We start from the raw sequence: 26,129 nt of genomic DNA on the forward strand, positions 1-26,129 counted from the left end.
GGCTTCATTAGCCATGGACTTTTTTGGTACATCTTTTACCGCAGCGCTTAAACTGCTGATAGCTTTTGATGCTACTGTCTGGGAGATTATTCAGACATCGGTCAGTATTTCCGTTGCTGCTGCTTTCATTGCCGCTTTACTGGCGATCCCTGCGGGAGTGTTTACGGCATTAACGGAGTTTTCCGGTAAAACGACACTGCAACATATCCTCAATACTTTAATGGCCATGCCTACCGTGGTGATTGGGTTATTACTCTATGGGCTATTCAGTCGAATGGGACCATTAGGGGAATTGGGATTGCTTTATACCCAATCCGCCATGATTATTGCGCAGAGCATCCTGATATTTCCCATCATGATGAATCTGACTCTGGTGACCGTCAACACCGCTGATCCCCGACTTATTTTGACCTTGAAAAGTCTCGGTGCAGATAAATGGCAACAATGCTTTCAGGTATTAAAAGCCGTTAGACTGGCGGTGCTGGTAGCTATTCTTACAGGCTTTGGACGCGCCATTGGTGAAGTTGGTGCTGCAATGATGCTGGGGGGAATATTGAAGGCTATACTCGTACGATGACTACCGCCATCGCACTGGAAACCAGTAAAGGCGAATTTGAACTGGCATTGGCGCTCGGCATAGTGTTGCTAATGATCGCTTTTATCCTGAATTTCGCTTTGTCCTGGATTAACCGGCGACTGACATGAACTACGCCTTTCAACTAGACAACATTAAAGTTCGTTATAACGGTGAGCTGGCCCTGGATATTGAGCAACTCAATATCCCCGCCAATGAATGCATGGCTGTACTAGGTGAAAATGGCGCGGGGAAATCCACCTTGTTTCACTTATTGGCTTTATTACAAAAGCCCGATTCAGGTGATATCAGCGTATTGGGCGATAAAATCACTGATTCACAAGCCAAACAACGTCAGAAAATCGGGCTGGTCCCCCAACATCCCTATATGCTACCCGGCACGGTAAAAGACAATATTCGCCTGGCGCTGAAGTTACAAAAAGTTGATAAAGCCCGACATACATCTCAACTGCAACAGGCATTGGAAACCGTCAACTTGATCCAGTTGGCTGATCAGACCGCCAGCACTCTGTCGGGTGGAGAACAACGGCGTGTTGCGATTGCCAGGGTGCTGGCATTTAAACCGGATATCCTGTTGCTAGACGAACCATTTGCCAATCTGGACAGCTTTCACCAGCGCCAGCTGGAAGATGTGATCACCATGTTGACTAACGATGCTAAGCGCACAGTACTGTTTTCAACCCATGACCGTCTGCAGGCTTCCGCTATCACACCTCATACAATACAACTGCTTAAGGGCAAACCGGTTTCGGCTCCCCTGCTGAACCTGTTCCATGGTCATTATGATGGCGAAATCTTTCATACCAAAACACTGAAAATCTTTGCCGCGGAAGGCTCTCTTTCTGCCCGACATATTGCAATCGATCCGCTGGCGATAACGATTAGTACCCATGCTCATTCGGATAGCAGCGCCCGTAACCAGTTACCCGGACGACTTACCAGCATCAGCGAAGCGGGCAAAGCGGTGCGCCTGACAGTTGATTGTGGTGACAAATTTGAAGTGATTATCAGTCACCAGGCTTTATCTTCACTAGGGCTTTCTCTGGGCGATTCACTATGGATTAGTTTTAAAGCCACTGCAGTTACCCTGTTGTGATTTTTATTTTAGAAAGACGTATAGGCAACGGCGCGACGATTGCGGTAACATAAACTCATGGTCACAACATTAAATCAAAACATTAAGTGAAACCCTCATTACAGCTACGCATTGGTCAAAGCCTGTCGATGACTCCACAGTTGCAGCAAGCGATCCGTTTGTTGCAATTATCATCCTTGGAGTTGCAGACAGAAATTCAGGAAGCACTGGAAACCAATCCCCTTCTGGAGGTTGAGGAAGAATACGACTACGACGAACCAAGCTCTGTCCGTCGTGATGAAGATACCGGTAGCCGCGAAATCAGCGAACTGGAAAATACTGATATTCCCGAAGATCTGCCAGTCGATAGCAAATGGGAAGATACCTACGATAATTCCCAGAGCATGACGAGTTCCGGCCCATCCGGAGACAGTGATTTTGAGCGGGATAATCAGGACGAAAGCAGTGACAGCCTGCAACAGCATCTACTCTGGCAAATGCGCCTCACTCCATTTAGTGAAACTGAACAGGCAATTGCCACCACTATCATTGACTCCATTGAAGACGATGGCTACCTGAAAACCACATTGGAAGAAATTCAGCAAAGCCTTGGCGAAGAATTTGCTGAAGTAGAACTTGATGAAATTGAAACGGTATTGCACCGGATTCATCATTTTGATCCCGTCGGTGTTGGTGCTCGGGACTTGCGTGAGTGTTTACTGATCCAATTACGATTATACGAATCGACTGTCGCTTTAAAGCATGTTGAGTTGCTTACAGAACTGATAGACAAACATCTGGATACATTGGCTAAACGTGATTACGCCCTGATCAAACGTGCTTTGAAAGTCAGCGATGATGAATTAACCGATCTGGTTCGCTCAATTCAGTTGCTTAACCCGCGCCCCGGCAGTAGTATCCAAACTGACAAAACTGAATATATCGTACCGGATGTTTATGCGATAAAAGTTCACGGCAAATGGCAATTGTCGCTCAATCCTGACAACGCACCTAAACTGCAGATTGCCGAACATTACGCCTCGTTAATTAACCGGGCCGATAGTAGTGAAGAGAACACTTATCTGAAAAATAATTTGCAGGAAGCACGTTGGTTTCTGAAAAGTTTACAAAGCCGTAATGAGACATTACTTAAAGTCACCCAAGCAATTGTGGAACGTCAACGTGACTTTCTTGATCACGGCGAAGAGGCCATGAAACCTTTAGTATTGGCAGATATCGCCGAAACCGTGGAAATGCATGAATCCACCATCTCCCGCGTAACGACTCGCAAATATCTGCACACGCCACGGGGAATTTTTGAACTTAAATTCTTTTTCTCCAGCCATGTCGGTACTGAAAGTGGTGGAGAATGTTCTGCAACAGCCATTCGGGCGATCATCAAAAAACTGGTCGCCGCGGAAAATCCGAGAAAACCCCTGAGTGACAGCAAAATTGCTGATATTCTGGGAGAACAGGGTATTAATGTCGCTCGTCGTACTATTGCAAAGTACCGCGAAACATTAGCGATAGCGCCCTCAAATGAGCGTAAGCGACTGGTGTAATACCAGTTTTAGTCCACCAACAGGAGTGATGCATTATGCAATTAAATCTAAGCGGACAACATATAGATATCACTGACAGCCTTCGGGACCACGTCAATAAAAAATTCGAGAAACTGACTCGTCATTTTGATCACATGACTAACGTGCATGTAGTGTTATCTGTCGAGAAACTTCGGCAAAAAGCTGAAGCAACTGTTCATGCCAGTGGCGCCGACTTATTTGCTTCTGACGAGCAGGAAAATATGTATTCCGCTATTGAAAATCTGGTTGCAAAACTGGATCGACAAATCATCAAGCACAAAGATAAAATTACTAACCACCATCAAGCTGATGGTGTCATTCAAAAACATAACGCTAGTTAAGGAGCGGGAAATTTCATGCTTATCGCTGCACTGCTCGTAAATGCGGACAACATCAGTTTCCACGATGAAGCTACCAGCAAAAAACGGGTGATCGAAAATCTCAGTCGTATGCTGGCAGCCAATACGAGTGCAGCGACTGCTGAAAAAATCTTTCAAGTTCTACTCGAACGTGAACGTTTGGGCAGTACCGGATTAGGCAAGGGCGTGGCAATTCCCCACGCCCGTGTCCCGGATCTTACCCACACCGTGGCCGCAATGCTGACACTGGAAACGCCGGTCGAATTTGAAGCGGCTGATGGTAAACCGATTGATATCGCCTTTGGTTTATTGGTGCCGGAGGATGATACCGAACATCATTTACAACATTTGTCACGTCTGGTGACATTGTTTAGAGATGAAGAAATCTGTAGCCGTATTCGACAGGCTTCCAGTGCTGAAGCCATTTTTGAATTATTGCTTTCCATCGACGAAGAATAATCTGTTATGTCTTTGCCAGCAGCCATGGATAGTCATCATGGTGTGATGATTCATTATCGGGATAAAGGCATCTTTATTTTTGGTGAAGCTGGTGCTGGAAAAAGTAGTCTGGCACTCGAATTAATTCATCATGGCGCAATACTAATTGCCGATGATGTGGTGGATTTTTCCCTGAAAAATGAAGATCTTATAGCACATTGCCCCAAACTGCTTTCCGGTTTACTGCATACCCGTGAATTAGGACTGATGGATATCCGCAAAGTCTGTGGTGAAGCTAGCTGGCATGCCAGCACCATTGCAGATTTGTGCATTGAACTGAAACGAGTCCATCACCCTAAAGCCAGTGTTAACACTCCGACACAACACAAAGACATTCTTGGTAAAGCTTTAGTTGTATTGACATTATCTGTTGAAAATCCAGCCTCATTTAAAACCCGAATTGATAGCTGGCTGACAATGCAGGCGTCACATAAAGGCAACCATGAAAAAATGCAGCTTTGGCAGCTTGATAAAATGGCATTTTAAGCAGCAATATTTGCCTAAAACGCTCATATACATTACATTCATTGGCGGTAAACTGCCCTTCCAGTCTGACTTTCGCTGGTGACCAAGAGAACCAAGATGACCGTAGGTATTTTAATCGTATCGCACAATCATATCGGCACCGAGTTGATAAACACGGCCAGACAAATGCTTTCCTGCTGCCCGTTGCCCACTAAAGTTATCTCTATCGAAGTCAAAGATAATCCAGACGCCATACGCAAACAGCTGGATGGTGAATTGATTGGACTGGATCAGGGTAATGGAATTTTGATTTTGACAGATATGTTTGGCTCTACTCCCAGCAATATTGCTTGCGCAGTCTCCGATCGTGAAGATATCCGAATTGTTTCAGGGCTCAATCTCCCCATGCTAATCCGTGTTTTAAACTATCCAACCCTAAGCCTTGATGAACTTGAACACAAAGCGGTTAGTGGTGGCCAGGAAGGCATTGTACGTTGTCATCACTCAGGGTATCGTCCATGAAACAGGAACAAACATTTACCATCATAAACCGCCTGGGCTTACATGCCCGTGCTGCGGCAAAATTCGTCACCACTGCTTCTGAGTTCCATGCGGATATTCAAGTATCAAAGGATAATCGTCAGGTTAATGGCAAAAGCATTATGGGAGTGATGATGTTAGCCGCTGCCAAAGGCACTGAAATTCAGGTCACCGCAGAAGGTGATGATGCCGAATCTGCGTTAAACGCTATCGGGGAATTGATTGCCAATTACTTTGGAGAAGGCCAATGACGCTTGAGCTACAAGGCATTGGCGTTTCTCGAGGTATCGCGATCGGTCGTGCCCATATTCTGTTTCACAACCAGCCGGATGTTCGTGAATATCTGATCCCGGCGTTTTCCATTGAACAGGAAGTGGAACGTTTACTTGATGCGATTGAACAGGCCAAGCAACAGCTTAAATCGATTCGTAACCATATCCCTGCCAACGCGCCGGCTGATGTGACGTCGTTTATTGATACGCATATCTTAATGCTCAACGATTCATCACTGACCAAAGTTCCGGTCGATATGATCCGTCAACGTCGCTGCAATGCTGAATGGGCGTTGCAATTGCAACGTGATGCATTAATCAACGTATTCAACGAAATGGATGATCCGTATCTGCGGACACGACGGGATGATGTTGATCATGTGGTCAATCGTATCCATCGGATTCTCGCCGATCAGGAAGTAGCGGATCACGAAATTGCTGATGGACGCCTGAAAGGTCATATCATCATTGCTGAGGATTTGACGCCCGCAGATACCGTTTTAATGCAACATCAGGGTATTGCCGCATTTGTTACCGAACATGGTGGCGCCACTTCGCATACCACAATCCTGGCACGCAGCCTGGGTATTCCGGCAATTGTCGGTGTGGAATCTGTTCGTCGCTATGTGCAGGACAATGAACCACTGATCGTCGATGGTGAAGCTGGCATCATGATTGCCGGTGCCGATGAAGGAACGCTCAAGGAATATCAACAACGGCGTATTGCGTTTGATGAACATATTTCATCTCTGAGTCGCTATAAATCCCAGCCTACGCGTACCCGTGATGGCAAGACCATTACGCTGCTGGCCAATGCGGAATTGCCAGAAGATATTTCCACTATCACCAATGCCGGGGCGCAGGGCATCGGGCTGTATCGGACCGAATTTCTCTATATGAATCGGTTGGCACCACCGGAAGAGGAAGAACAGCTCGCCGCTTATCGTGATGTTGTCGAAGGTATGAATAATCAACCAGTCACCATTCGGACTTTCGATCTGGGGGCAGATAAGACCGTTGATGGTGGTCGGCACCTGACTCAGACAGTGGTCACTAATCCGGCACTGGGGTTGCGTGCTATTCGACTTTGCCTGACTCAGCCCGCCATGTTCCGCACCCAGTTAAGAGCCATCCTGAGAGCATCGGCCTATGGCAAAATCAAAATCATGTTTCCAATGATATCCACCATGCATGAATTGTTACAGGCACGTAATTTATTGGAACAATGCAAGATCGAACTGGATAGGGAAGGTCTGGAATATGATCGTCAGGTAGAAATTGGCGCAATGATCGAAATCCCGGCCAGTGCAGTCTGCGCAGAAATGTTTGCCCGTCATGTAGATTTTCTATCTATCGGCACCAACGATTTGATTCAATATACTCTGGCTATCGACCGTATTGATGACACGGTCAACTATCTCTACGACCCTTTACATCCTGCTGTTTTACGGCTGATTCATATGACGCTGGAAGCGGGTAGGAAATTTAATATTCCAGTATCAATGTGTGGTGAAATGGCTGGTGATCCCCGCTATGCCCGGCTATTGCTGGCAATGGGACTGGAACACTTCAGTATGCATCCCAATGCGTTGCTGGAAATAAAGCAAATCATTAACGAAACCGATTTGAGTTTATTACCGGATAACACGCTGAGTATTATGCAAGTGTCAGATGCACTTGAAGCCGATATGTTATTGGAACAAATCAACGCACCGATTCATCATTAGCTGCTATTTGTTTCGCTAAGGCTAATCATTTAAAGCTATTCAGCACCAGGTAAGCAGGCTAAAATAGCCTGCGTAACCTCCCCCTAAAAGTACCGACGCCCTCTGGAGCCGGATATGTCTGAGCTGGACCAACACCGCAGTCTCAATCACTCGCTGAATGCCTTTTCTGAGGCGCTGAAAAGCGGCCGCTTTGTCAGAATGCGTCGCTTATTAGCCAGCTTGCACCCTGCTGAAACCGCTCATTTACTGGAATCCCTCCCCCCAATGAACGGCTGGTATGCTGGCCAATCATCAATCCCGAATTACGAGGTGAGGTACTTTCCTATATTGGGGAAGATGTTCGTACCGGTTTGATGACCGGCATGGATACTGCTGATCTGTTGAGCGCTACTGAAGATCTGGATACCGATGATGTTGTCGATATTCTTCAGGATCTCCCTGGCCATGTGATGCAGGAAGTGTTGCGCGCCATGAACTCGCAACGTCGACGTCGGATTGAAGCCATTCTGGCTTATGAAGAAGATACCGCCGGTGGTTTGATGAACACCGATGTGGTCACCGTGCGCTCGGATATCACATTGGAAGTGGTCTTACGTTATTTACGTAAATATGGGGAGTTACCCGAAAACACTGACAGTCTTTATGTCGTTGATCATCAGGATAAATATCTTGGAACGCTGCGCTTGTCACAGGTTGTCAGCCGCAGCCGTTCACTTACTGTACGCGAAGCAATGTCACATCAGGTCGATCCTATTCCCGCCAATATGTCGGACCATGATGTCGCCCACCGTTTTGAAAAACATGATCTGATCTCCGCACCTGTCGTCGATAAAGATAATCACCTGCTGGGCCGCATTACCATCGATGACGTGGTGGATGTTATTCGGGATGAAGCAGAACACTCTTTACTGAGTATGGCCGGCTTAAGTGAAGACGAAGATACGTTTGCCCCGGTCAAAAAAAGTATTCATCGCCGCTCGGTATGGCTTGGTATCAACCTGTTGACTGCATTTTTAGCGGCATGGGTTATAGGGCTATTTGATACCACCATTGAAAAACTGGTGGCTTTGGCTGTATTAATGCCAATAGTTGCCAGCATGGGCGGTATTGCCGGCAGCCAGACATTAACACTGGTCATCCGTTCTATGGCTCTGGACCAGTTGAATGATAAAAATCAACGCTGGTTATTACGCAAAGAATTTCTGGTGGGCATGGCCAATGGGGTGATTTGGGCAATTGCTATCGCTTTTGTAACCTACCTCTGGTTCGGTAATTTTTTACTGGGAATCATGATTGGTGCAGCCATTATTGTTAATATGACGGCTGCTGCCGTTGCCGGAGTAATGATTCCCCTGGGATTAAAACGTATTGGCATTGATCCCGCATTGTCCGGCAGCGTTCTGTTAACCACTGTCACCGATGTAGTCGGATTTATGGCTTTCCTCGGTTTTGCTACTCTATTTATCGTTTAACTCGGATTTTTGATTATGTCAGGCAACAGTTTCGGAAAACTTTTCACAGTCACCACGTTTGGTGAAAGCCACGGCACCGCCCTGGGGTGTATTGTCGATGGTTGCCCCCCAGGACTGGAATTATCCGAAGCCGATCTTCAGAATGATCTGGATCGGCGTAAACCGGGTAAAAGTCGCCATGAAACACAGCGCCGTGAACCTGATCAGGTCAAAATTCTTTCCGGTATTTTTGAAGGCAAGACTACTGGAACCCCGATTGGTTTGTTGATTGAAAACGTGGATCAGCGATCAAAGGATTACGGCAATATTGCCGAGCAATTCCGCCCGGCCCATGCTGATTATGCCTATCACCACAAATACGGTTTCCGTGACTACCGTGGCGGTGGCCGATCATCAGCACGTGAGACCGCAATGCGCGTTGCCGCTGGTGGTATTGCCAAAAAATTTCTTAAACAACGTTATGGTATCGAAATTCAGGGTTATTTGAGCCAGCTTGGCCCGATTAAAGCTGAAACGCTGGATTGGGCGCATATCGAAAATAGTCTGTTTTTCAATCCTGATCCCAATATTGAAAGCGAGCTGGAAGATTATATGGATGCCTTGCGTAAGGAAGGCAACTCCATTGGTGCTCGCATTAATGTCATTGCACGCCATGTACCTCCGGGTTTGGGTGAGCCTATTTTTGACCGTCTGGATGCTGATATCGCCCATGCGATGATGAGTATCAATGCGGTAAAAGGCGTGGAAATTGGTGCCGGTTTTGAATCGGTTACCCAGAAAGGTACTGAACATCGGGACGAACTGACACCGGAAGGTTTCCTGACCAATAATGCTGGCGGAACATTAGGTGGTATTTCCAGTGGACAGGATTTGCTGGTAAGCATGGCGCTCAAACCTACTTCCAGTCTGCGAATTCCCGGAAAAAGTATCAACACACGTGGAGAAGCCATCGAAGTCGTCACTCATGGACGTCATGATCCTTGTGTCGGTATTCGTGCCACTCCAATTGCAGAAGCCATGCTGGCACTGGTATTGATGGATCATATGTTACGTCATCGGGCCCAGAATATGGATGTAACCACTGACACCCCGATTATCCCGGCACAAGCCTAACCTGATCGCTGGTGCCTTTTTCCGGACTACCCTACTGGCGGCTGTCAGGGTTTTATCTATTTTATTTTGCCACTCTGGGCATTCTGGTGCCCTATTGGGGGCTTTATCTGCAATGGGAAGGATTCAGCGCCCGACAAATCGGTGAATTAACCGCCATTCTATTGGCAATCCGAATCATTGCTCCGAATGTCTGGGGCTGGATTGCTGATCACCGCGGACAACGTCTGCGAATCGTTCGGCTGGCCAGCTTACTGAGTATCGTGGCGTTCTCAGGCATTTTTATTTCACAGAGTTATTACTGGATTGCCGTTGTATTAATGGTCTTCAGTTTTTTCTGGAACGCTTCGCTTCCTCAATTTGAAGTCACTACACTGCAGCACCTTGGTGAACATAGTCATCATTACAGTAAAATCCGCGTTTGGGGTTCTATTGGTTTTATCTGTGTTGTGGTCTTACTGGGTTGGCTAATGGATCGTTATGATGCCGGCATCGTTCCCTATGCGTTGTTATTGTCCATCAGCGGTATCTGGCTGATCAGCCTCACGGTTCCTGAATCTGCCAGTCGTCACCTGAGTCTCAATCACATCCCTATCAGACAGGTGCTCAAACAACCTGCTGTTCGCGCCTTTTTAGCTATCTGCTTTTTAATGCTGGTCAGCCATGGGCCTTACTACACGTTTTACAGTATTTATCTGGAACAGCATGGCTATAGCCGTACTTTGATTGGTCAATTATGGGCCTTAGGGGTAGTCGCTGAATTAATGGTTTTTCTGGTAATGCATCGCTGGCTACCCCGCTTTGGCATTCGCAAGGTATTACTCGGTAGTCTGCTACTGGCAGCTTTTCGCTGGTTGCTGATTGCGCTTTATGCTGACCAGGTTGTTATGCTTATCGCCGCACAATCATTACACGCTGCCAGTTATGGTGCTTTTCATGCTGCTTCTATTGCATGGGTACATCAGCACTTCACTGGTCGTAATCAAGGCCGCGGACAGGCGTTGTACAGCAGTATGAGTTTTGGTGCTGGTGGCGCAGTAGGAAGTTTATTGAGTGGCTATCTATGGCTGACTCCGGGACCGGAAATGACTTTTATGCTGGCAGCTGTAACTGCGATAGGTGCTTTTTTAATCGGCTTTATCTGGCTTAAAAGCAGCAAATCCTCTGCGGAAAAACAACCACATTATTGACATGGTAAGCTTCCCTTAAGTACCGCAAAGCCGCTATACTCCTGCATTGATAATTTCAAAGCCAACAGTGCTCATGCACTGCTTCTGACTAGGTGGGATATGCATTTCTCAATTAAGAAAGGGCTGACATTGCCCCTTGCTGGTGCGCCGGAACAAAAAATTAGCCAGGCTAATCCGGTCGCTTCAGTTGCTGTGTTGGGGCTCGAATACGTCGGCATGAAACCAACGATGCTGGTTGAAGAGGGTCAGCGGGTTAAACTGGGTGAAGCCATATTCACCGATAAAAAAACCCCCGGCGTAACCTATACGGCTCCCGGCGCTGGCATAATCAAAGCGATTAATCGTGGGGCCAAACGGGCTTTGCAATCAGTGGTGATTGAGCTTGAAGGTGACGAGGAAGTCACTTTTAAATACTACTCACTGGATGAATTACCGACGCTCAGCCGAGAGCAGGTTCAACAGAATCTGGTTGAATCTGGATTATGGACCGCTCTACGTACTCGTCCCTACAGCAAAACACCTGAACTGGACAGTGAGCCCAAGGCAATCTTTATAAATGCGATTGATACTAATCCGCTTGCTGCTGATCCCAACCTGATTATTAACGAATATGCTGACGATTTTCGTAACGGTCTAACAGTATTGAGTCATCTGACCAGCGGTAAACTTTATCTCTGTCAATCACCGAAGGCAGCTCTACCCACTCCAGATCTGAAAAATCTTGAAACTCCAACATTCTCAGGTCCACACCCTGCAGGACTGGTGGGTACTCACATACATTTTATTGAACCTGTCAGCAGTAAAAAAACAGTTTGGCATATCGGTTATCAGGATGTCATCGCCATTGGCAAACTTTTCACCACAGGTCACCTTTGGGTAGAACGGATTATTTCACTGGCAGGACCAATGGTAAATAAGCCACGGCTCATCCGTACCCGCCTTGGAGCCAACACTGAAGAACTGGTTCGTGGAGAAGTCCAGAATATTCGCTCCCGTGTGATTTCCGGATCAGTATTCAATGGTCATACCGCCAATAACTGGGCTGCATTTCTTGGTCGTTTTCATACCCAGATATCTGTTCTCGAAGAGGGGACACATCGTGAGATACTTGGATGGATCCGGCCAGGTGGCACCGATAAATACTCTGCCCTGAACGTTTTTTTCAGCAAAATATTTGGCAAGAAAGATTTACCGCTCACCACTTCACAGAATGGTAGTCCACGCGCCATGGTTCCGGTGGGTGTTTTTGAAACCGTTGTTCCTATGGATATTTTACCAACGCAACTGCTGAGAGCTTTATTGGTCAGAGATACTGACTCTGCTCAGGCATTGGGGTGTCTTGAGTTGGATGAAGAAGACTTGGCCTTATGTTCATACGTCTGTTCTGGAAAATATGACTATGGTCCTGCGCTGAGAGCCAACCTTACACAAATAGAAAAAGAAGGATAACCATGGCGCGTTTAAGAAGATTCCTAGACCGGATAGAGCCGTCATTCCAAAAAGGCGGAGCTTACGAGAAGTACTTTGCCGTATATGAAATGATCGATACATTCATCTATAGCCCTGGCGATGTTACCCGGGGCTCGCCACATGTTCGTGATGGTATCGATCTTAAACGGGTTATGAGTTATGTCGTACTAGCGACTTTTCCTGTTTTAATGCTGATGTTGTGGAATACCGGTTTTCAGGCCAACAGTGCCATGGCGCAACTGGGCATGTCGACAATTGAAGGTTGGCGCGGCTGGATCCTGACCAGCTTTGGTATTGGTTATGATCCTAATAGCCTGTTCTCTAACATGTTCCATGGCCTGCTCTACTTTTTACCGATATATCTGACCACCCTAATCGCCGGTGGTACATTTGAAGTTATTTTTGCTGCAGTGAGAAACCATGAAGTAAATGAAGGCTTCCTGGTGACTTCAATGCTCTACAGCCTTACGCTTCCGCCCTCTACCCCCTCTGGCAGGTTGCGCTGGGTATTATTTTTGGTGTGGTAATTGGAAAAGAAGTTTTTGGTGGTACTGGTAAAAACTTCCTGAATCCGGCATTAACGGGTCGTGCATTTCTATATTTTGCCTATCCAGCACAAATGTCCGGGGATGCAGTATGGACAGCTATTGATGGCTATACAGGAGCGACCCCCTCGCTTTGGCAGCATTAGGTGGTTTGGAGTCCGTCACCGAAGCAGGCTACACCTGGACACAGACATTCATAGGTCATATGCCCGGCTCATTAGGTGAAACCTCTACCCTGGCTATTTTGCTGGGTGCAGCTTTCCTGCTTTATACGCGCATTGCCTCTTTCCGTATCATTTTCGGGGTATTCCTCGGCATGGTGGCCACTAGCTGGCTTTTCAATATGATTGGCAGCGATACCAATCCAATGTTTGGACTTCCCTGGTACTGGCATTTGTCTCTGGGTGGCTTTGCATTTGGTATGGTTTTCATGGCGACCGATCCGGTGTCTGCTGCCATGACCAATAAAGGACGCTGGATTTACGGTATTTTAATTGGTTTTATGACGGTACTAATACGTGTCGTCAATCCTGCCTTCCCAGAGGGTATTATGTTAGCCATTCTGTTTGCCAATATATTTGCCCCACTAATCGACTATTTTGTCGTTCAGTCCAACATTAAACGAAGACTACAGCGAAGCTAATCATGGCAGAAATTACGCAGAAAAAAGGTTTTTTAGGCCAGCTGATGCAGCTGCCAAACGATGATCCTAAAAAGACTATATTCATTGCCATTGTGCTTTGTCTGGTTTGTTCGGTTCTGGTTTCAACAGCTGCGGTTTCATTGAAGTCCCGCCAGATTGTGAATCAAAAAAACGATATAAGACAAAATATTCTGGCCGTTACCGATCAGTTTGAGCCAGGTATGGATATGGAAGCAGCTTTTGAAAAATTTGAGGTTCGTTTAGTCGATTTGGCCACTGGCCAATACGCTGAAACAGATCTTGATCCAGCCACTTATGATCAGCGTAAAGCATCTGGTTCTCCAGATTTGGGAGTACGTCTAGATAATCAGCAGGATGTAGCCGGAATTGGTTCACGAGCTAAATATGCCCCAGTTTATATTCTTCGGGATGGCGATAAAATCCAACAACTGGTTATACCTATTCATGGCTATGGATTATGGTCAACCATGTACGGATTTCTTTCTTTAGGTAGTGATTTCAATACTATTCAAGGGTTGCGTTTTTACGAACATGCAGAAACGCCCGGCTTAGGTGGTGAAATAGAAAACCCGCGCTGGTTAGCCAAATGGGAAGGCAAAAAAATATATGACGAAAACGGCAATGTGGAATTCAGGGTTGCCCGTGGTTATGTGGATAACAATTCACCACAGGCAGAATACAAGGTCGATGGATTATCTGGTGCCACACTGACCAGTAAAGGCGTTTCCAATATGATTTCATTCTGGTTAGGTGAAGATGGATTTGGCCCTTATTTGCAAAGTATGCGTTCCGAACAGGGGATTAACTGATGGCAAGCCAAGCAAAAAATAATGTTATTGATCCAATTATTGATAATAATCCGATAACGTTACAGGTTTTAGGAATTTGCTCTGCTCTGGCAGTAACCACCAATATGACTGCAGCGCTGATCATGTGTATTGCGCTTACGTCGGTTACAGCTTTCTCCGGAGCCATCATCAGTTCAATTCGTCATCACATCCCTTCAAGTATCCGTATCATTGTTCAAATGACGGTCATTGCCTCATTGGTAATTATTGTTGACCAGATTCTCAAAGCTTATGCGTATGAAGCCAGCAAGCAGTTATCTGTGTTCGTCGGACTGATTATCACCAACTGTATCGTTTTGGGTCGTGCCGAAGCTTATGCTATGAAAAACTCTCCCGGTATGAGCTTTCTGGATGGACTCGGAAATGGCTTGGGTTATAGCGTGGTCTTATTAGTCGTAGCGTTCTTCCGTGAATTATTTGGGGCTGGCAAACTGTTTGGCCACACCATTATTCCGGTAGCGAATGAAGGTGGCTGGTATGTCCCCAATGGGTTGATGCTGTTACCGCCAAGTGCTTTTTTTATTATCGGTCTGATGATTTGGGCTATCCGAAGCTGGAAACCACAGCAAGTTGAGGCACCAGATTATCAGATTCACCAAGTACACCGTACGGAGGTCTTGTAAATGGAGCATTACCTCAGTCTGTTTATTCGCTCAATTTTTGTTGAAAATCTGGCGCTCGCTTTCTTTTTGGGCATGTGTACCTTTCTCGCGGTTTCTAAAAAAATCGAAACTGCTTTGGGGCTGGGTATCGCCGTTGTCCTGGTTCAGGCCATCACGGTGCCGACCAACAATCTGATTTATCAATATCTGCTTAAAGAAGGTGCCTTGTCCTGGGCTGGCTTACCGGATGTGGATTTAAGCTTTTTGGGTCTAATAAGCTATATCGGTGTTATTGCCGCGATGGTGCAAATCATTGAAATGGCAATGGATAAATACGTGCCGGCCCTTTACAACGCACTGGGTATTTTCTTGCCATTAATTACGGTCAACTGCGCCATTTTAGGTGGTACGCTGTTTATGGTTGAACGTGATTACAATCTGGCTGAAAGTGCGGTGTATGGTGTAGGTAGTGGCTTTGGTTGGGCTCTGGCGATTACAGCAATTGCAGGCATCAGAGAAAAACTTAAATATTCCGATGTCCCCGATGGTTTACAAGGTCTTGGCATTACATTTATTACAGCTGGATTGATGGCGTTAGGGTTCATGGCATTTTCGGGGATTCAACTCTAATGGAAATCATCTTAGGCATTGTTCTGTTCACACTTATCATCATGGTGCTGGTATTCGTAATCCTCAGCGCCCGCTCCAAGCTAGTGGCAACGGGTGATATCGAAATTATCGTTAATGATGAAAAAACCATAAAAACCAAGGCCGGCGGTAAGCTTTTAGGTGCTTTGGCTGACGCGAATCTTTTTGTTTCTTCTGCCTGTGGTGGCGGTGGCACCTGTGCACAGTGCAAAGTAAAGATTTTTGAAGGTGGTGGCTCAATTCTCCCCACTGAAGAATCGCATATCACTAAACGTGAAGCCGCAGAGGGTGATCGCTTATCTTGTCAGGTTGCTGTTAAGCAGAATATGCGGATTCAGGTACCGGAAGAAGTTTTCGGTGTTAAGAAATGGGAATGTACCGTTCGTTCCAATGATAATGTCGCCACATTTATTAAAGAACTGATTCTTGAATTACCTGAGGGTGAAAGCGTTAATTTCCGAGCCGGTGGCTTTATCCAGATTGAATGTCCGCCGCATACCGTTGAATATAAAAACTTCATCATTGCCGATGAATACCGCCCGGATTGGGATCGATTTGATTTATGGCGTTACAAGTCAGTGGTAAAAGAAAATGTGGTTAGAGCCTACTCTATGGCTAACTATCCGGAAGAAAAAGGCATTGTAATGCTGAATGTGCGGATAGCTTCACCACCGCCAAATGCCGATGATGTTCCACCGGGCATCATGTCTTCCTACATTTTTGATCTCAAACCGGGTGACAAAGTGACTATTTCTGGTCCATTTGGTGAGTTTTTTGCCAAAGATACGGATAGAGAAATGGTATTTATTGGTGGTGGTGCCGGCATGGCACCAATGCGTTCGCATATTTTTGATCAGTTACGCCGCCTGAAATCCAAGCGTAAAATGACCTTCTGGTATGGTGCTCGCAGTTTGCGTGAAATGTTTTATACCGAAGATTTTGATGAACTTGCCGCGGAAAATGACAACTTTACCTGGCATGTCGCTTTATCCGATGCTTTGCCAGAAGATAACTGGACGGGCTACACAGGCTTTATTCACAACGTCATATACGAAAATTACCTGAAAGATCATCCTGCACCGGAAGATTGTGAATATTATATGTGTGGGCCACCGATGATGAATGCAGCGGTGATCAAAATGCTTGAAGATTTGGGTGTTGAACCGGAAAACATCATGCTTGATGACTTTGGAGGCTAAGATGAATACTTTTCTTGCCGCATTTGTGATTATTCTACTGGCTGTTACAGCCATGGCCATCGGGGTAATATTTGGTCGCTCAGCAATAAAAGGCAGTTGTGGTGGATTGAATCAGGTTGGGCTGTCGGGAAGTTGTGGCGGGGCCTGCTCGATTCAGGAAAAAGAAGAGTGTGAAGCCCGTAAGCGGGCACAACAACAAAACTAAACAGCGTCAGGGAGTAGCCCATGCTTGCATCACTCAAAGTCAAAGATCATATGAATGGCACCAAGATCACATTTACACCTGAGATGGATGTATTACGTGCAATTCATCAGCTGATTGAATTTAAAATCTCCGGTGCTCCCGTTATCGATCAACATGGTAATTTGATTGGTTTTCTATCTGAAAAAGACTGTATGAAAGTGGCGCTTAATGCTGCTTATCAGGGCGAATCAGCGGGAAAAGTTGAAGAGTATATGCATAATCAGGTTGAGACCATAGATTTTGAAGCATCAATCATTGAGGTCGCTGAAAAGTTTTTAAAAACTGCCTACAAGTGTTTGCCCGTGATTAAAGAAAATCGTTTAGTCGGATCAATTACCAGACAGAATATTCTTAAAGCACTTGAGCTGACGTCGAATCCTGATAGCAAGCAACCAGCAAAGCAATCTACAAAACAAAATATTCATGTCAGTAACAGTGTTTCCTGACCGATAGATAACTTTCCTTTTAAACAACCGCTATCCGACAGTTTTAAACTATTCACGACTGATTTTGCTGCAGGATTTTTTTGCATAAGCAATTTAGTGTAAGCTTGGTTTATTCCAATCAAATCGACTGAGTTTTTATGATTTATAACAGCATACTCGACACAATCGGTAATACCCCTATTGTTCGTCTAAACAACATAGCCCCCAATCACGTCGAAATGTACGTTAAGGTCGAAGCCTTCAATCCGATGGCTTCTGTAAAAGATCGACTGGCATTTGCAGTTATCGATGATGCTGAAAAACGTGGAGTATTAAAACCCGGTCAAACAGTTATTGAAGCTACTTCGGGTAATACAGGTATTGCTTTAGCAATGGTCTGTGCAGCGAAAGGATATCCTTTTGTTGCCACCATGGTCGAAACCTTCTCGGTTGAACGTCGTAAAATCATGCGAGCTATGGGAGCCAAGGTAATCCTTACTCCGGCAGCTGAAAAAGGCACTGGCATGGTTAAAAAAGCAGAGGAACTCGCTGAGAAACATGGCTGGTTCCTAGCTCGACAATTTGAAAATCCTGCCAATCCTGCTTTTCATCGAAATACTACCGGCCCTGAAATCCTACGTGACTTCGCAGGTAAACAACTCGATTATTGGGTCTCGGGTTGGGGCACTGGCGGTACATTAACCGGGGCAGGAGAAATGATTAAACTTGCCAGACCAGATACCAAAATTGTTGCAACAGAACCTGCTGCAGCTTCCATGCTGGCTGGGGATGACTGGCATCCACACAAGATTCAGGGGTGGACTCCGGATTTTATTCCAGATGTATTGAATCGTGATGTTTACGATGAGCTATATCCCGTCACCGATGAAGAGTCCAAAAGCTGGGCATTACGATTAGCCAGTGAAGAAGGCATTTTCTGCGGATTATCTTGTGGTGGCACCGTTGCAGCAGCAATGAAAGTCGCTGAGAATGCAGCCGATGGTTCGGTGATTCTGGCTATGCTTCCTGACACTGGAGAACGCTACTTATCCACTTATTTGTTCGAAGGGATGAATGAAGGTTCAGATGATGAATGGCTGAGCAGCTTAGGCTAATCAGCCATTTGAATTTATTCAGGCAGTACTGCAGCTACAGCCATTGACCAACAGCAAGTGTGATCCGCTCCTCCCACCAGATAGCTTTTTACTTTGTCACGCGTTTTAAATTTTGACAGATAAGACATTAATACCGAGCCGGGTACCACAAAATCATGATCACCTATCAGATGTACTTGAGGTACAGCCTCTAATGCTGCGCTGTAATCAATTGGGTTTAAAGAGCCAGACAGTGGTGCTGAATTATTAAACTCAGTCCACCATTTATGATCCAGATTACCTGCCACGGTCAATAATAGTGCAACATCGCTCCTTTTTGATGCAATAATTGAGGCGATAGCCCCACCGCCAGAATAGCCTACAAGTCGAATTTGACTTGATTGATACTGCTGTTTCAATGCAGAAATAGCCTTATCCATCGAATCCACTACGGCTTGAGAATAGCGGTGTGATGTCCATAGTTCACGATTACAGGAATTAAATCGGGTAGCTTTGAGATATTGGCAGGGACGCCCTATATAGACACTATTACCTCCGGTCTCCTGCGCTAGTCTTAATGCGACACCAGGTTCACCATCCCCTTCAATAAAAATATTCAGCACTTCGGCCTGCTTTAAATCAGGAGGAACAAAGCCGATCATGATATGTGAACCACCAGACAGAATCAGACGATTCCAGGATGAGATATCATTGGCCTGCACGGTAAATGACATGACAAACAGCAACATGAACATTTTCATGGAACACCTCCAAAATGGGTGACACGAAAAATTCTGCATAGAAGATGCCAATTATTGTGATGAAGTTTCTAATTAACTAAATCAGTTTGTTACTCACAGGGACACCTATACGCTTATGAAGCCACATATCCAACGTTTTCAATCCAACAATGAATACTATTTTGTTGAAGGATGTTATATCAATGAGCTGTCTAACCAGTCAGAAGACCCAGAACTCTCTATTGCTCAAGCCCGGGTTGAACCAGGTGTAACCACTCAGTGGCACCAGTTAAGAGAAACAACCGAACGCTACGTCATTCTGGAAGGTAGTGGCGCTGTAGAAATTGGAGATCATGTGCCTCAGACAGTAAAACCCGGAGATGTGGTCATTATTCCGCCGAATACCCGTCAACGAATTACCAATATTTGCTCCAAAGATCTTATTTTTCTTGCCTTATGTACCCCTCGTTTTGAAGAAGAGAATTATCAGTCTGACTTGACTTAATTTAATTCGCTCGCCATGGTGTATGACTTAATTATTAATTAGTGAATACTTTCACCAAAATATGAATATATAGGGTCTGTTTGCTTTAATTATTACCTTCAATGGATATGAATTATGAAACAAGGAAACAATTCAACAATGGAGTTGGATACAGGTATGAGTGAAGAAAATCTCCAAATACCAGCCATAACGCTGGAAGAAATTAACTTTCAAACACTGGCTGAAGATGCACCGGTTACTCTCTGGCTAACTGATATTCATGGCAATATAATTTTTACCAACAACCAATATAAAAATTTTATTGGACGGGAAAAGGTAGAGAGACTTGGAGGTAAAGCATGGTTCAATGCTTTACACCCAGATGATCGTGACTATTGCCTGACGGTTTTCAAAGACGCATTTGAGACATATAAGCCGTTCACTATGGAATATCGGTTACGCCGGCGAGATGGTGAATACAGACATTTTATTGATCATGGCGAACCCTATATTGATGGGCACGGCCGCTTTTCTGGTTTTGTCGGCTCCTCAACTGATATCACAGAACAAAAACTATCCGAAGACGAACTTAAAAAATCTCATCAGGAGTTAACACAATATAACTATGAGATGAATCTGATCAATCAACTGAATTCCTATCTTCAGGTCTGTCGTTCAGTTGATGAAACATATCCTATTGTTTCCTATTATGCTGAACAGATTTTCCCCGATTGCACTGGGGCTCTATATTTATTCAATGATAAGAAAACCCTGGTGGAATCGATGACAACCTGGGGAATCACAGATGAAATTAAAAGTGCTCCTGTTATTGCGCCAGATGACTGTTGGTCGCTTCGCCAAGGTAAAGAACACACAACACTGGATAACGATGGCCGTCTTCGATGTAAACATGTCGGCGATGGTATAAGCACCTATATTTGTGAACCCATTATTGCGCAAGGTGAAATGTTGGGCATGCTGCACATCGAATTTAATGCTGCAAAGCATAAAGTCGGAGAAGAAAAAACCTATTATGTCGAATCCAGAAAACGCCTGGTAAAAATTACTGCTGATAATCTTGCATTATCATTGGTGAGTTTAAAACTTAAGGAAGCTCTACAATCCCAATCGGTCCGTGATCCATTGACCTACCTTTTCAACCGTCGTTTTATGGAAGAAAGTCTTGAACGTGAGATTCATAGATGTGCAAGAGCTCAGCATGGACTCGGTCTGATTCTGTCTGATATTGATCATTTCAAGAAATTTAATGATGAATACGGCCATGATGCTGGCGATCTTGTACTTGTCGAATATGCCAACCTTCTCAAAGCTCATTTTCGAAGTAGTGATGTGATTTGTCGCTATGGTGGCGAAGAATTCATTATTATTCTGCCGGATATCGACAAGGACAATCTGATTAAGCGCGCTGAATTGCTATGCCATGAAATTAGCTCATTAGAACTGTTATATCAAAATAAACCGCTTCCACCTATCACAGCATCATTTGGCGTGGCTTATCTGCATAACACTCTTATCGAAAAAGCTGACATTATTAAAGCAGCAGATATTGCTCTTTATGAAGCAAAAAATAATGGACGGGATCAGGTAGTGGTTTCCACTACAGAATTTGTTGATATTTAACCAAGTAGTTTGCTGCTTCATCACTTCATTCAAGAAGGTTACTTGTTAAACCTTAAATAATAAAAAAGGCCACTCCGATAGGGGTGGCCTTTTCTGTTGTATTAAAGCCTGGCAGTTTATTTACAGGAAGGTAATGTGTGCCTAGATGTCAACGACAATCCAATTTTGACCCACTTTCCGACAAAGTAAAATTGACCCACCCTTGGCGACTATTCGTTAATTTGTTTATACGTTACTGGGGCTATCCCAGCAGTTTTCTTTCCTTTCAATCGATAACTGTTTCCTGAGATCTGCACAATATGTGCGTGGTGTAAAAGCCGGTCGAGTAATGCTGCTGTGAGTGCCTGATCATTGGCAAAAGCTGTTGCCCATTGTGAAAATGGTAAATTACTGGTCACTATCACGCTGCCTTGTTCATAGCGCTTAGCAATCACATTGAAGAACAAGGTGGCCTCTTCATGCCCGAAGGGCAAATAACCAATTTCGTCAATGACCAACAGTTTGGGCCCCAGCACACTGCGTTTCAGATAACCTTCCAGTCGATCCTGCTTCTTCGCAGTAGCCAGTTGCAACATCAGGTCGGCTGCTGTGATAAAGCGTACTTTGATACCTTTTTGAATCGCTTTGCAAGCATAAGCAATGGCCAGATGGCTTTTGCCGACACCACTCGGACCGAGCAGAACAATGTTTTCGGCCCGTTCGATAAACGCCAGGCTATTGAGTTCCTGCAATTGCTTTTTGGGTGCACCGGTGGCAAAGTTGAAGTCGTAGTCCTCAAACGATTTAATTGCTGGCAATCCGGCAAATTTCTGCAAGGTCTCACGTGTCCGCTGCGTTCTGGCATCCACTTCAAGGTTAAGCAGCTGCTCCAAAAAGTCGGCTAGTGTAGCGCCTTTACCCGCTGCGGTATCGGCCACCGCTGACCATTCCACTGCCATCGTATTGAGTTTGAGTTCTTCACAGGCCCGCTCAATCCGTGCCATCTGCAAGTTCATCGGCTCATCTCCAGCAACTGGTCGTAGGTGCTTAGCGGATGCTGCAGACTCTCAATCGGGAGAGCGTGACGAGATGGGAAAGCAACGTGTTTTTCTTTAATCACGCATGCCGGTAAGTCAGCCAATGCCAACTGCTCTTTAATCAACAGCGTTTGCGGCTGCTGTCCGGTGGTGCCATGGCAGCGCTGATGTGCTACCTCTCGTAACCAGGGACCGACTTGACCATTAGCCGTATCAACATCCAGCACCAGTCCCGCTTGTTTCAGAGTAGCTGCCAGCGGTGTGATAAAGCTGTTTTTCAGATAACCGTTAAAGCGCTCGACCTTTCCCTTGGTTTTCGCCCGGTAGGGCCGACAGGCACGAAGGCGAAAACTATAGTCTGCTGCTAACTGCAGCAACTTGTCGTTCCAGCGGTGGCGACCATCACCATATGCATCGCGTTCAATCATGATGCACTTGGCATTATCAAACAGGATCTCTTTGGGCACACCGCCGAAGTACTGCAAGGCGGCTTCTATTCCCGTGAGCCAGTCCTCTTGACGCTCATGACTGCTGAACCGTACAAAACTCGCCCGACTGTAACCGAGTGTGGCAACAAAGGCTTTGAGTTTGCTGCGTCCCCGTCGGATAGTGGTAAAGTCGACCTGCATCTGTTGACCCGGCAGGGTTTCAAACCGAACCACATCTTCTTGTAACGTTGGTTTGAACTGCCGGATGTAGTTTTTGACGATACCTTCCTGACCAGTAAAGCCTTGCTCTTTGATTTCCCTGAACAATACCGTGGCGGGGATCCAATAAGGTTTTGCTGCCGCAATACGTTCAAGTAAATAAGGTTTAAACGGGTCCAGTTTTGATGGTCTTTCTTCGCGTGGACCATAACTGGGTGAACGGGCTTGGTCACGCAGATAATTACGGACTGTGTTCCTGGCGATCCCGAGTTGCCTACTGATGGCGCGGATACTGTGACCCTGCCGGTGTAATACATGTATTTCCACTAATGACTCCTGATTTAACATCGCATTTCAACCGCCATCCTGTCGTTACAAATGACGGCCATTTTGCCTCAGGTGGGTCAATTTTTGATTGTCGTTAGTGGGGCAGTTTTACATTGTCGATGACACCTAGAGCGCATAAGTGGTTATCGCTGACCTACTTTGTGATGAGATGCATGCCTGCATCTCACCCTTCGGGCGCCTGGCGGCGTCCATTATCGCTTATCTCCCTGGATGGAGTGGTCGCTTCTGTGCATCCTGCATCCGCGACACTTGTACATCCATGCACATCGTATGCAAAGCCATGTCTGGAACATGGCTTGTCCCGGCGATAATGTCACATGGGGGGTCACATGCTCAGGCAGGATAATGCAAACCTTCAAGCCAAAAAAAGAGCCCATCCGATTGGATGGGCTCTTTTTTGTATTAAAGCCTGGCAGTGACCTACTTTCACATGGGAACTCCCACACTATCATCGGCGCTGAGCTGTTTCACTTCTGTGTTCGGGATGGGAACAGGTGGTGCCAACTCGCTATGGCCGCCAGGCATAACTTGGTGCTTACTTTATCAGCAAGCTAATTCGGGAAGTAAAGGTTTTGTCGCTTATGCGCACCCAACTTACTTGGGGTTATATGGTCAAGCCTCACGGGCAATTAGTATTGGTTAGCTTCATACATTACTGCACTTCCACACCCAACCTATCAACGTAGTGGTCTTCTACGGCCCTTCAGGAGCTTAAAGCTCGGGGAAATCTAATCTTGAGGGGGCTTCCCGCTTAGATGCTTTCAGCGGTTATCCCGTCCGTACATAGCTACCGGGCAATGCCATTGGCATGACAACCCGAACACCAGGGGTACGTCCACTCCGGTCCTCTCGTACTAGGAGCAGCTCCTCTCAAATTTCCAACGCCCACGGCAGATAGGGACCGAACTGTCTCACGACGTTCTAAACCCAGCTCGCGTACCACTTTAAATGGCGAACAGCCATACCCTTGGGACCGGCTACAGCCCCAGGATGTGATGAGCCGACATCGAGGTGCCAAACACCGCCGTCGATGTGAACTCTTGGGCGGTATCAGCCTGTTATCCCCGGAGTACCTTTTATCCGTTGAGCGATGGCCCTTCCATTCAGAACCACCGGATCACTATGACCTACTTTCGTACCTGCTCGACGTGTCTGTCTCGCAGTCAAGCACACTTTTGCCATTGCACTAACCGTATGATGTCCGACCATACTTAGTGTACCTTCGTGCTCCTCCGTTACTCTTTGGGAGGAGACCGCCCCAGTCAAACTACCCACCATACACTGTCCCTAGTCCCGATAAGGGACCGAGGTTAGAACTCCAAACATACCAGGCTGGTATTTCAAGGTTGACTCCACAAGAACTGGCGTCCTCGCTTCAATGTCTCCCAGCTATCCTACACAAGTAGGTTCAAAGTTCAGTGCAAAGCTGTAGTAAAGGTTCACGGGGTCTTTCCGTCTAGCCGCGGGTATACGGCATCTTAACCGCAATTTCAATTTCACTGAGTCTCGGGTGGAGACAGTGTGGCCATCGTTACGCCATTCGTGCAGGTCGGAACTTACCCGACAAGGAATTTCGCTACCTTAGGACCGTTATAGTTACGGCCGCCGTTTACCGGGGCTTCGATCAAGAGCTTCTTCCGAAGAATAACCCCATCAATTAACCTTCCGGCACCGGGCAGGCGTCACACCCTATACGTCCACTTTCGTGTTTGCAGAGTGCTGTGTTTTTAATAAACAGTCGCAGCCACCAGTTCACTGCAACCCTCTTCAGCTCCACGAGCAAGTCGCTTCACCTAACAAGGGCACACCTTCTCCCGAAGTTACGGTGCTATTTTGCCTAGTTCCTTCACCCGAGTTCTCTCAAGCGCCTTAGAATTCTCATCCCATCCACCTGTGTCGGTTTGGGGTACGGTCGTTTGTTACCTGAAGCTTAGAGACTTTTCCTGGAAGCCTGGTATCAGTTACTTCGTCTCCATTGAGACTCGTCATCATGCCTCAGCTTAGCTCTACGGATTTTCCTATAAAGCACGCCTACACACTTAAACCAACATATCCAACAGTTGGCTAACCTAACCTTCTCCGTCATCCCATCGCAGTAACAACCGGTACAGGAATATTAACCTGTTTTCCATCGACTACGCATTTCTGCCTCGCCTTAGGGACCGACTCACCCTGCTCCGATTAGCGTTGAGCAGGAAACCTTGGATTTTCGGCGAGGGGGCCTCTCACCCCCTTTATCGTTACTCATGTCAGCATTCGCACTTGTGATATCTCCAGCAAGCTTCTCAACTCACCTTCACAGACTTACACAACGCTCCTCTACCATGCCGTACAAAGTACGACATCCATAGCTTCGGTATATGGCTTAAGCCCCGGTACATCTTCCGCGCAGGCCGACTCGACTAGTGAGCTATTACGCTTTCTTTAAAGGGTGGCTGCTTCTAAGCCAACCTCCTAGCTGTCTGTGCCTTCCCACCTCGTTTTCCACTGAGCCATAATTTTGGGACCTTAGCTGATGGTCTGGGTTGTTTCCCTTTCCACGACGGACGTTATCACCCGCCGTGTGTCTCCCATGATTGCACTTCTCGGTATTCGGAGTTTGCATGGGGTTGGTAAGTCGGGATGACC

General features: G+C 46.1%; 27 protein-coding genes, 2 rRNA genes and 1 pseudogene (1 of these 30 only partly in view). 25 read left to right on the plus strand and 5 right to left on the minus strand.

The annotated features are described in order from the left end of the window. The first annotated feature begins 13 nt into the window (after positions 1-13). The 23 genes and pseudogenes from AC08OG_RS14325 (at position 14) to cysK (ending at position 18,646) form a co-directional block, all read left to right on the plus strand. Positions 14-577 (plus strand): ABC transporter permease, encoded by a 564-nt coding sequence (locus tag AC08OG_RS14325; protein ID WP_482929789.1) that lies wholly within the window; start codon positions 14-16, stop codon positions 575-577. Beyond that, complete coding sequence (locus AC08OG_RS14330; RefSeq protein WP_482929790.1) at positions 574-705, plus strand: hypothetical protein; 132 nt, start codon at positions 574-576, stop codon at positions 703-705. Before AC08OG_RS14325 ends, AC08OG_RS14330 begins: the two co-directional genes overlap by 4 nt. Then, a complete protein-coding gene (locus AC08OG_RS14335) occupies positions 702-1,691 on the plus strand; it encodes an ABC transporter ATP-binding protein (RefSeq protein WP_292401394.1) in 990 nt (329 codons plus the stop codon). The genes AC08OG_RS14330 and AC08OG_RS14335 overlap by 4 nt, the downstream gene beginning before the upstream one ends. An 86-nt stretch (positions 1,692-1,777) precedes the next feature. Further along, entirely contained in the window at positions 1,778-3,232 is a 1,455-nt protein-coding gene (locus AC08OG_RS14340; protein WP_292356670.1) for an RNA polymerase factor sigma-54, read from the plus strand. A gap of 35 nt (positions 3,233-3,267) precedes the next feature. Continuing rightward, positions 3,268-3,594, plus strand: a complete 327-nt coding sequence (gene hpf / locus AC08OG_RS14345) for a ribosome hibernation-promoting factor, HPF/YfiA family (protein ID WP_292356671.1) — start codon at positions 3,268-3,270, stop codon at positions 3,592-3,594. A gap of 15 nt (positions 3,595-3,609) precedes the next feature. Continuing rightward, a complete protein-coding gene (locus AC08OG_RS14350; protein ID WP_292356673.1) occupies positions 3,610-4,071 on the plus strand; it encodes a PTS sugar transporter subunit IIA in 462 nt (153 codons plus the stop codon). Positions 4,072-4,077: 6 nt separating this feature from the next. Next, the gene (locus tag AC08OG_RS14355; protein WP_292401397.1) at positions 4,078-4,596 is read left to right on the plus strand and encodes an HPr kinase/phosphorylase; all 519 of its coding nucleotides are present in this window, start codon (positions 4,078-4,080) and stop codon (positions 4,594-4,596) included. Between the two features lie 96 nt (positions 4,597-4,692). Further along, the gene (locus AC08OG_RS14360) at positions 4,693-5,097 is read left to right on the plus strand and encodes a PTS sugar transporter subunit IIA (protein ID WP_292356677.1); all 405 of its coding nucleotides are present in this window, start codon (positions 4,693-4,695) and stop codon (positions 5,095-5,097) included. After that, entirely contained in the window at positions 5,094-5,366 is a 273-nt protein-coding gene (locus tag AC08OG_RS14365) for an HPr family phosphocarrier protein (protein ID WP_292356679.1), read from the plus strand. Before AC08OG_RS14360 ends, AC08OG_RS14365 begins: the two co-directional genes overlap by 4 nt. Beyond that, entirely contained in the window at positions 5,363-7,114 is a 1,752-nt protein-coding gene (ptsP, locus tag AC08OG_RS14370) for a phosphoenolpyruvate--protein phosphotransferase (RefSeq protein ID WP_482929791.1), read from the plus strand. Before AC08OG_RS14365 ends, ptsP begins: the two co-directional genes overlap by 4 nt. 114 nt (positions 7,115-7,228) lie before the next feature. After that, positions 7,229-7,468: a hypothetical protein gene (locus AC08OG_RS14375; RefSeq protein WP_482929792.1), complete on the plus strand. Its 240-nt coding sequence runs from the start codon at positions 7,229-7,231 to the stop codon at positions 7,466-7,468. Then, positions 7,405-8,586 (plus strand): magnesium transporter, encoded by a 1,182-nt coding sequence (gene mgtE, locus AC08OG_RS14380; RefSeq protein ID WP_482930558.1) that lies wholly within the window; start codon positions 7,405-7,407, stop codon positions 8,584-8,586. Before AC08OG_RS14375 ends, mgtE begins: the two co-directional genes overlap by 64 nt. Positions 8,587-8,601: 15 nt before the next feature. Next, positions 8,602-9,699 (plus strand): chorismate synthase, encoded by a 1,098-nt coding sequence (gene aroC, locus AC08OG_RS14385; RefSeq protein WP_482929793.1) that lies wholly within the window; start codon positions 8,602-8,604, stop codon positions 9,697-9,699. Positions 9,700-9,710: 11 nt separating this feature from the next. Then, complete coding sequence (locus AC08OG_RS14390) at positions 9,711-10,886, plus strand: MFS transporter (RefSeq protein WP_482929794.1); 1,176 nt, start codon at positions 9,711-9,713, stop codon at positions 10,884-10,886. A 99-nt stretch (positions 10,887-10,985) separates the two neighbouring features. After that, the gene (locus AC08OG_RS14395; protein WP_482929795.1) at positions 10,986-12,335 is read left to right on the plus strand and encodes a Na(+)-translocating NADH-quinone reductase subunit A; all 1,350 of its coding nucleotides are present in this window, start codon (positions 10,986-10,988) and stop codon (positions 12,333-12,335) included. 2 nt (positions 12,336-12,337) lie between these two features. After that, positions 12,338-13,544: pseudogene (locus AC08OG_RS14400) on the plus strand (NADH:ubiquinone reductase (Na(+)-transporting) subunit B). Positions 13,545-13,546: 2 nt separating this feature from the next. Continuing rightward, positions 13,547-14,374 (plus strand): Na(+)-translocating NADH-quinone reductase subunit C, encoded by an 828-nt coding sequence (locus tag AC08OG_RS14405; protein WP_292356691.1) that lies wholly within the window; start codon positions 13,547-13,549, stop codon positions 14,372-14,374. Further along, positions 14,374-15,036: an NADH:ubiquinone reductase (Na(+)-transporting) subunit D gene (locus tag AC08OG_RS14410; RefSeq protein WP_104935147.1), complete on the plus strand. Its 663-nt coding sequence runs from the start codon at positions 14,374-14,376 to the stop codon at positions 15,034-15,036. The genes AC08OG_RS14405 and AC08OG_RS14410 overlap by 1 nt, the downstream gene beginning before the upstream one ends. Beyond that, positions 15,037-15,645 carry an NADH:ubiquinone reductase (Na(+)-transporting) subunit E gene (nqrE, locus tag AC08OG_RS14415; protein ID WP_292356696.1) on the plus strand — a complete coding sequence of 203 codons (609 nt, stop codon included), beginning with the start codon at positions 15,037-15,039 and terminating at the stop codon, positions 15,643-15,645. Beyond that, positions 15,645-16,862 carry an NADH:ubiquinone reductase (Na(+)-transporting) subunit F gene (gene nqrF / locus AC08OG_RS14420; protein ID WP_292356698.1) on the plus strand — a complete coding sequence of 406 codons (1,218 nt, stop codon included), beginning with the start codon at positions 15,645-15,647 and terminating at the stop codon, positions 16,860-16,862. Before nqrE ends, nqrF begins: the two co-directional genes overlap by 1 nt. A 1-nt stretch (position 16,863) precedes the next feature. Continuing rightward, a complete protein-coding gene (nqrM, locus tag AC08OG_RS14425; RefSeq protein ID WP_292356700.1) occupies positions 16,864-17,067 on the plus strand; it encodes a (Na+)-NQR maturation NqrM in 204 nt (67 codons plus the stop codon). Between the two features lie 20 nt (positions 17,068-17,087). Beyond that, positions 17,088-17,552 (plus strand): CBS domain-containing protein, encoded by a 465-nt coding sequence (locus AC08OG_RS14430; protein ID WP_439503984.1) that lies wholly within the window; start codon positions 17,088-17,090, stop codon positions 17,550-17,552. Positions 17,553-17,689: 137 nt separating this feature from the next. Further along, positions 17,690-18,646, plus strand: coding sequence for a cysteine synthase A (gene cysK / locus AC08OG_RS14435; protein ID WP_439503983.1), 957 nt, complete (start codon positions 17,690-17,692; stop codon positions 18,644-18,646). A gap of 14 nt (positions 18,647-18,660) precedes the next feature. Here cysK and AC08OG_RS14440 read toward each other — a convergent pair whose 3' ends face one another. Further along, positions 18,661-19,386: a lipase family protein gene (locus tag AC08OG_RS14440; RefSeq protein WP_292401417.1), complete on the minus strand. Its 726-nt coding sequence runs from the start codon at positions 19,384-19,386 to the stop codon at positions 18,661-18,663. 115 nt (positions 19,387-19,501) lie between these two features. On the opposite strand from AC08OG_RS14440, the gene AC08OG_RS14445 reads away from it, so the two are divergent. Both AC08OG_RS14445 and AC08OG_RS14450 read left to right on the plus strand, forming a co-directional pair. Beyond that, entirely contained in the window at positions 19,502-19,870 is a 369-nt protein-coding gene (locus AC08OG_RS14445) for a cupin domain-containing protein (RefSeq protein ID WP_482929796.1), read from the plus strand. Positions 19,871-19,984: 114 nt separating this feature from the next. Further along, complete coding sequence (locus AC08OG_RS14450) at positions 19,985-21,490, plus strand: sensor domain-containing diguanylate cyclase (RefSeq protein WP_439503981.1); 1,506 nt, start codon at positions 19,985-19,987, stop codon at positions 21,488-21,490. A 209-nt stretch (positions 21,491-21,699) separates the two neighbouring features. Here AC08OG_RS14450 and istB read toward each other — a convergent pair whose 3' ends face one another. From istB to AC08OG_RS14470, 4 genes are all read right to left on the minus strand, one after another. Continuing rightward, positions 21,700-22,485: an IS21-like element helper ATPase IstB gene (gene istB, locus AC08OG_RS14455; protein WP_482929749.1), complete on the minus strand. Its 786-nt coding sequence runs from the start codon at positions 22,483-22,485 to the stop codon at positions 21,700-21,702. Continuing rightward, on the minus strand, positions 22,482-23,501 hold the full coding sequence (gene istA, locus AC08OG_RS14460) for an IS21 family transposase (RefSeq protein WP_482929750.1): 1,020 nt from the start codon (positions 23,499-23,501) through the stop codon (positions 22,482-22,484). Before istA ends, istB begins: the two co-directional genes overlap by 4 nt. Positions 23,502-23,908: 407 nt before the next feature. Beyond that, positions 23,909-24,023, minus strand: a 5S ribosomal RNA gene (gene rrf / locus AC08OG_RS14465). Between the two features lie 86 nt (positions 24,024-24,109). Continuing rightward, a 23S ribosomal RNA gene (locus AC08OG_RS14470) occupies positions 24,110-26,129 on the minus strand (it continues 881 nt past the right edge of the window).

It is taken from the genome of Methylophaga sp. F7 (genome assembly GCF_056863975.1).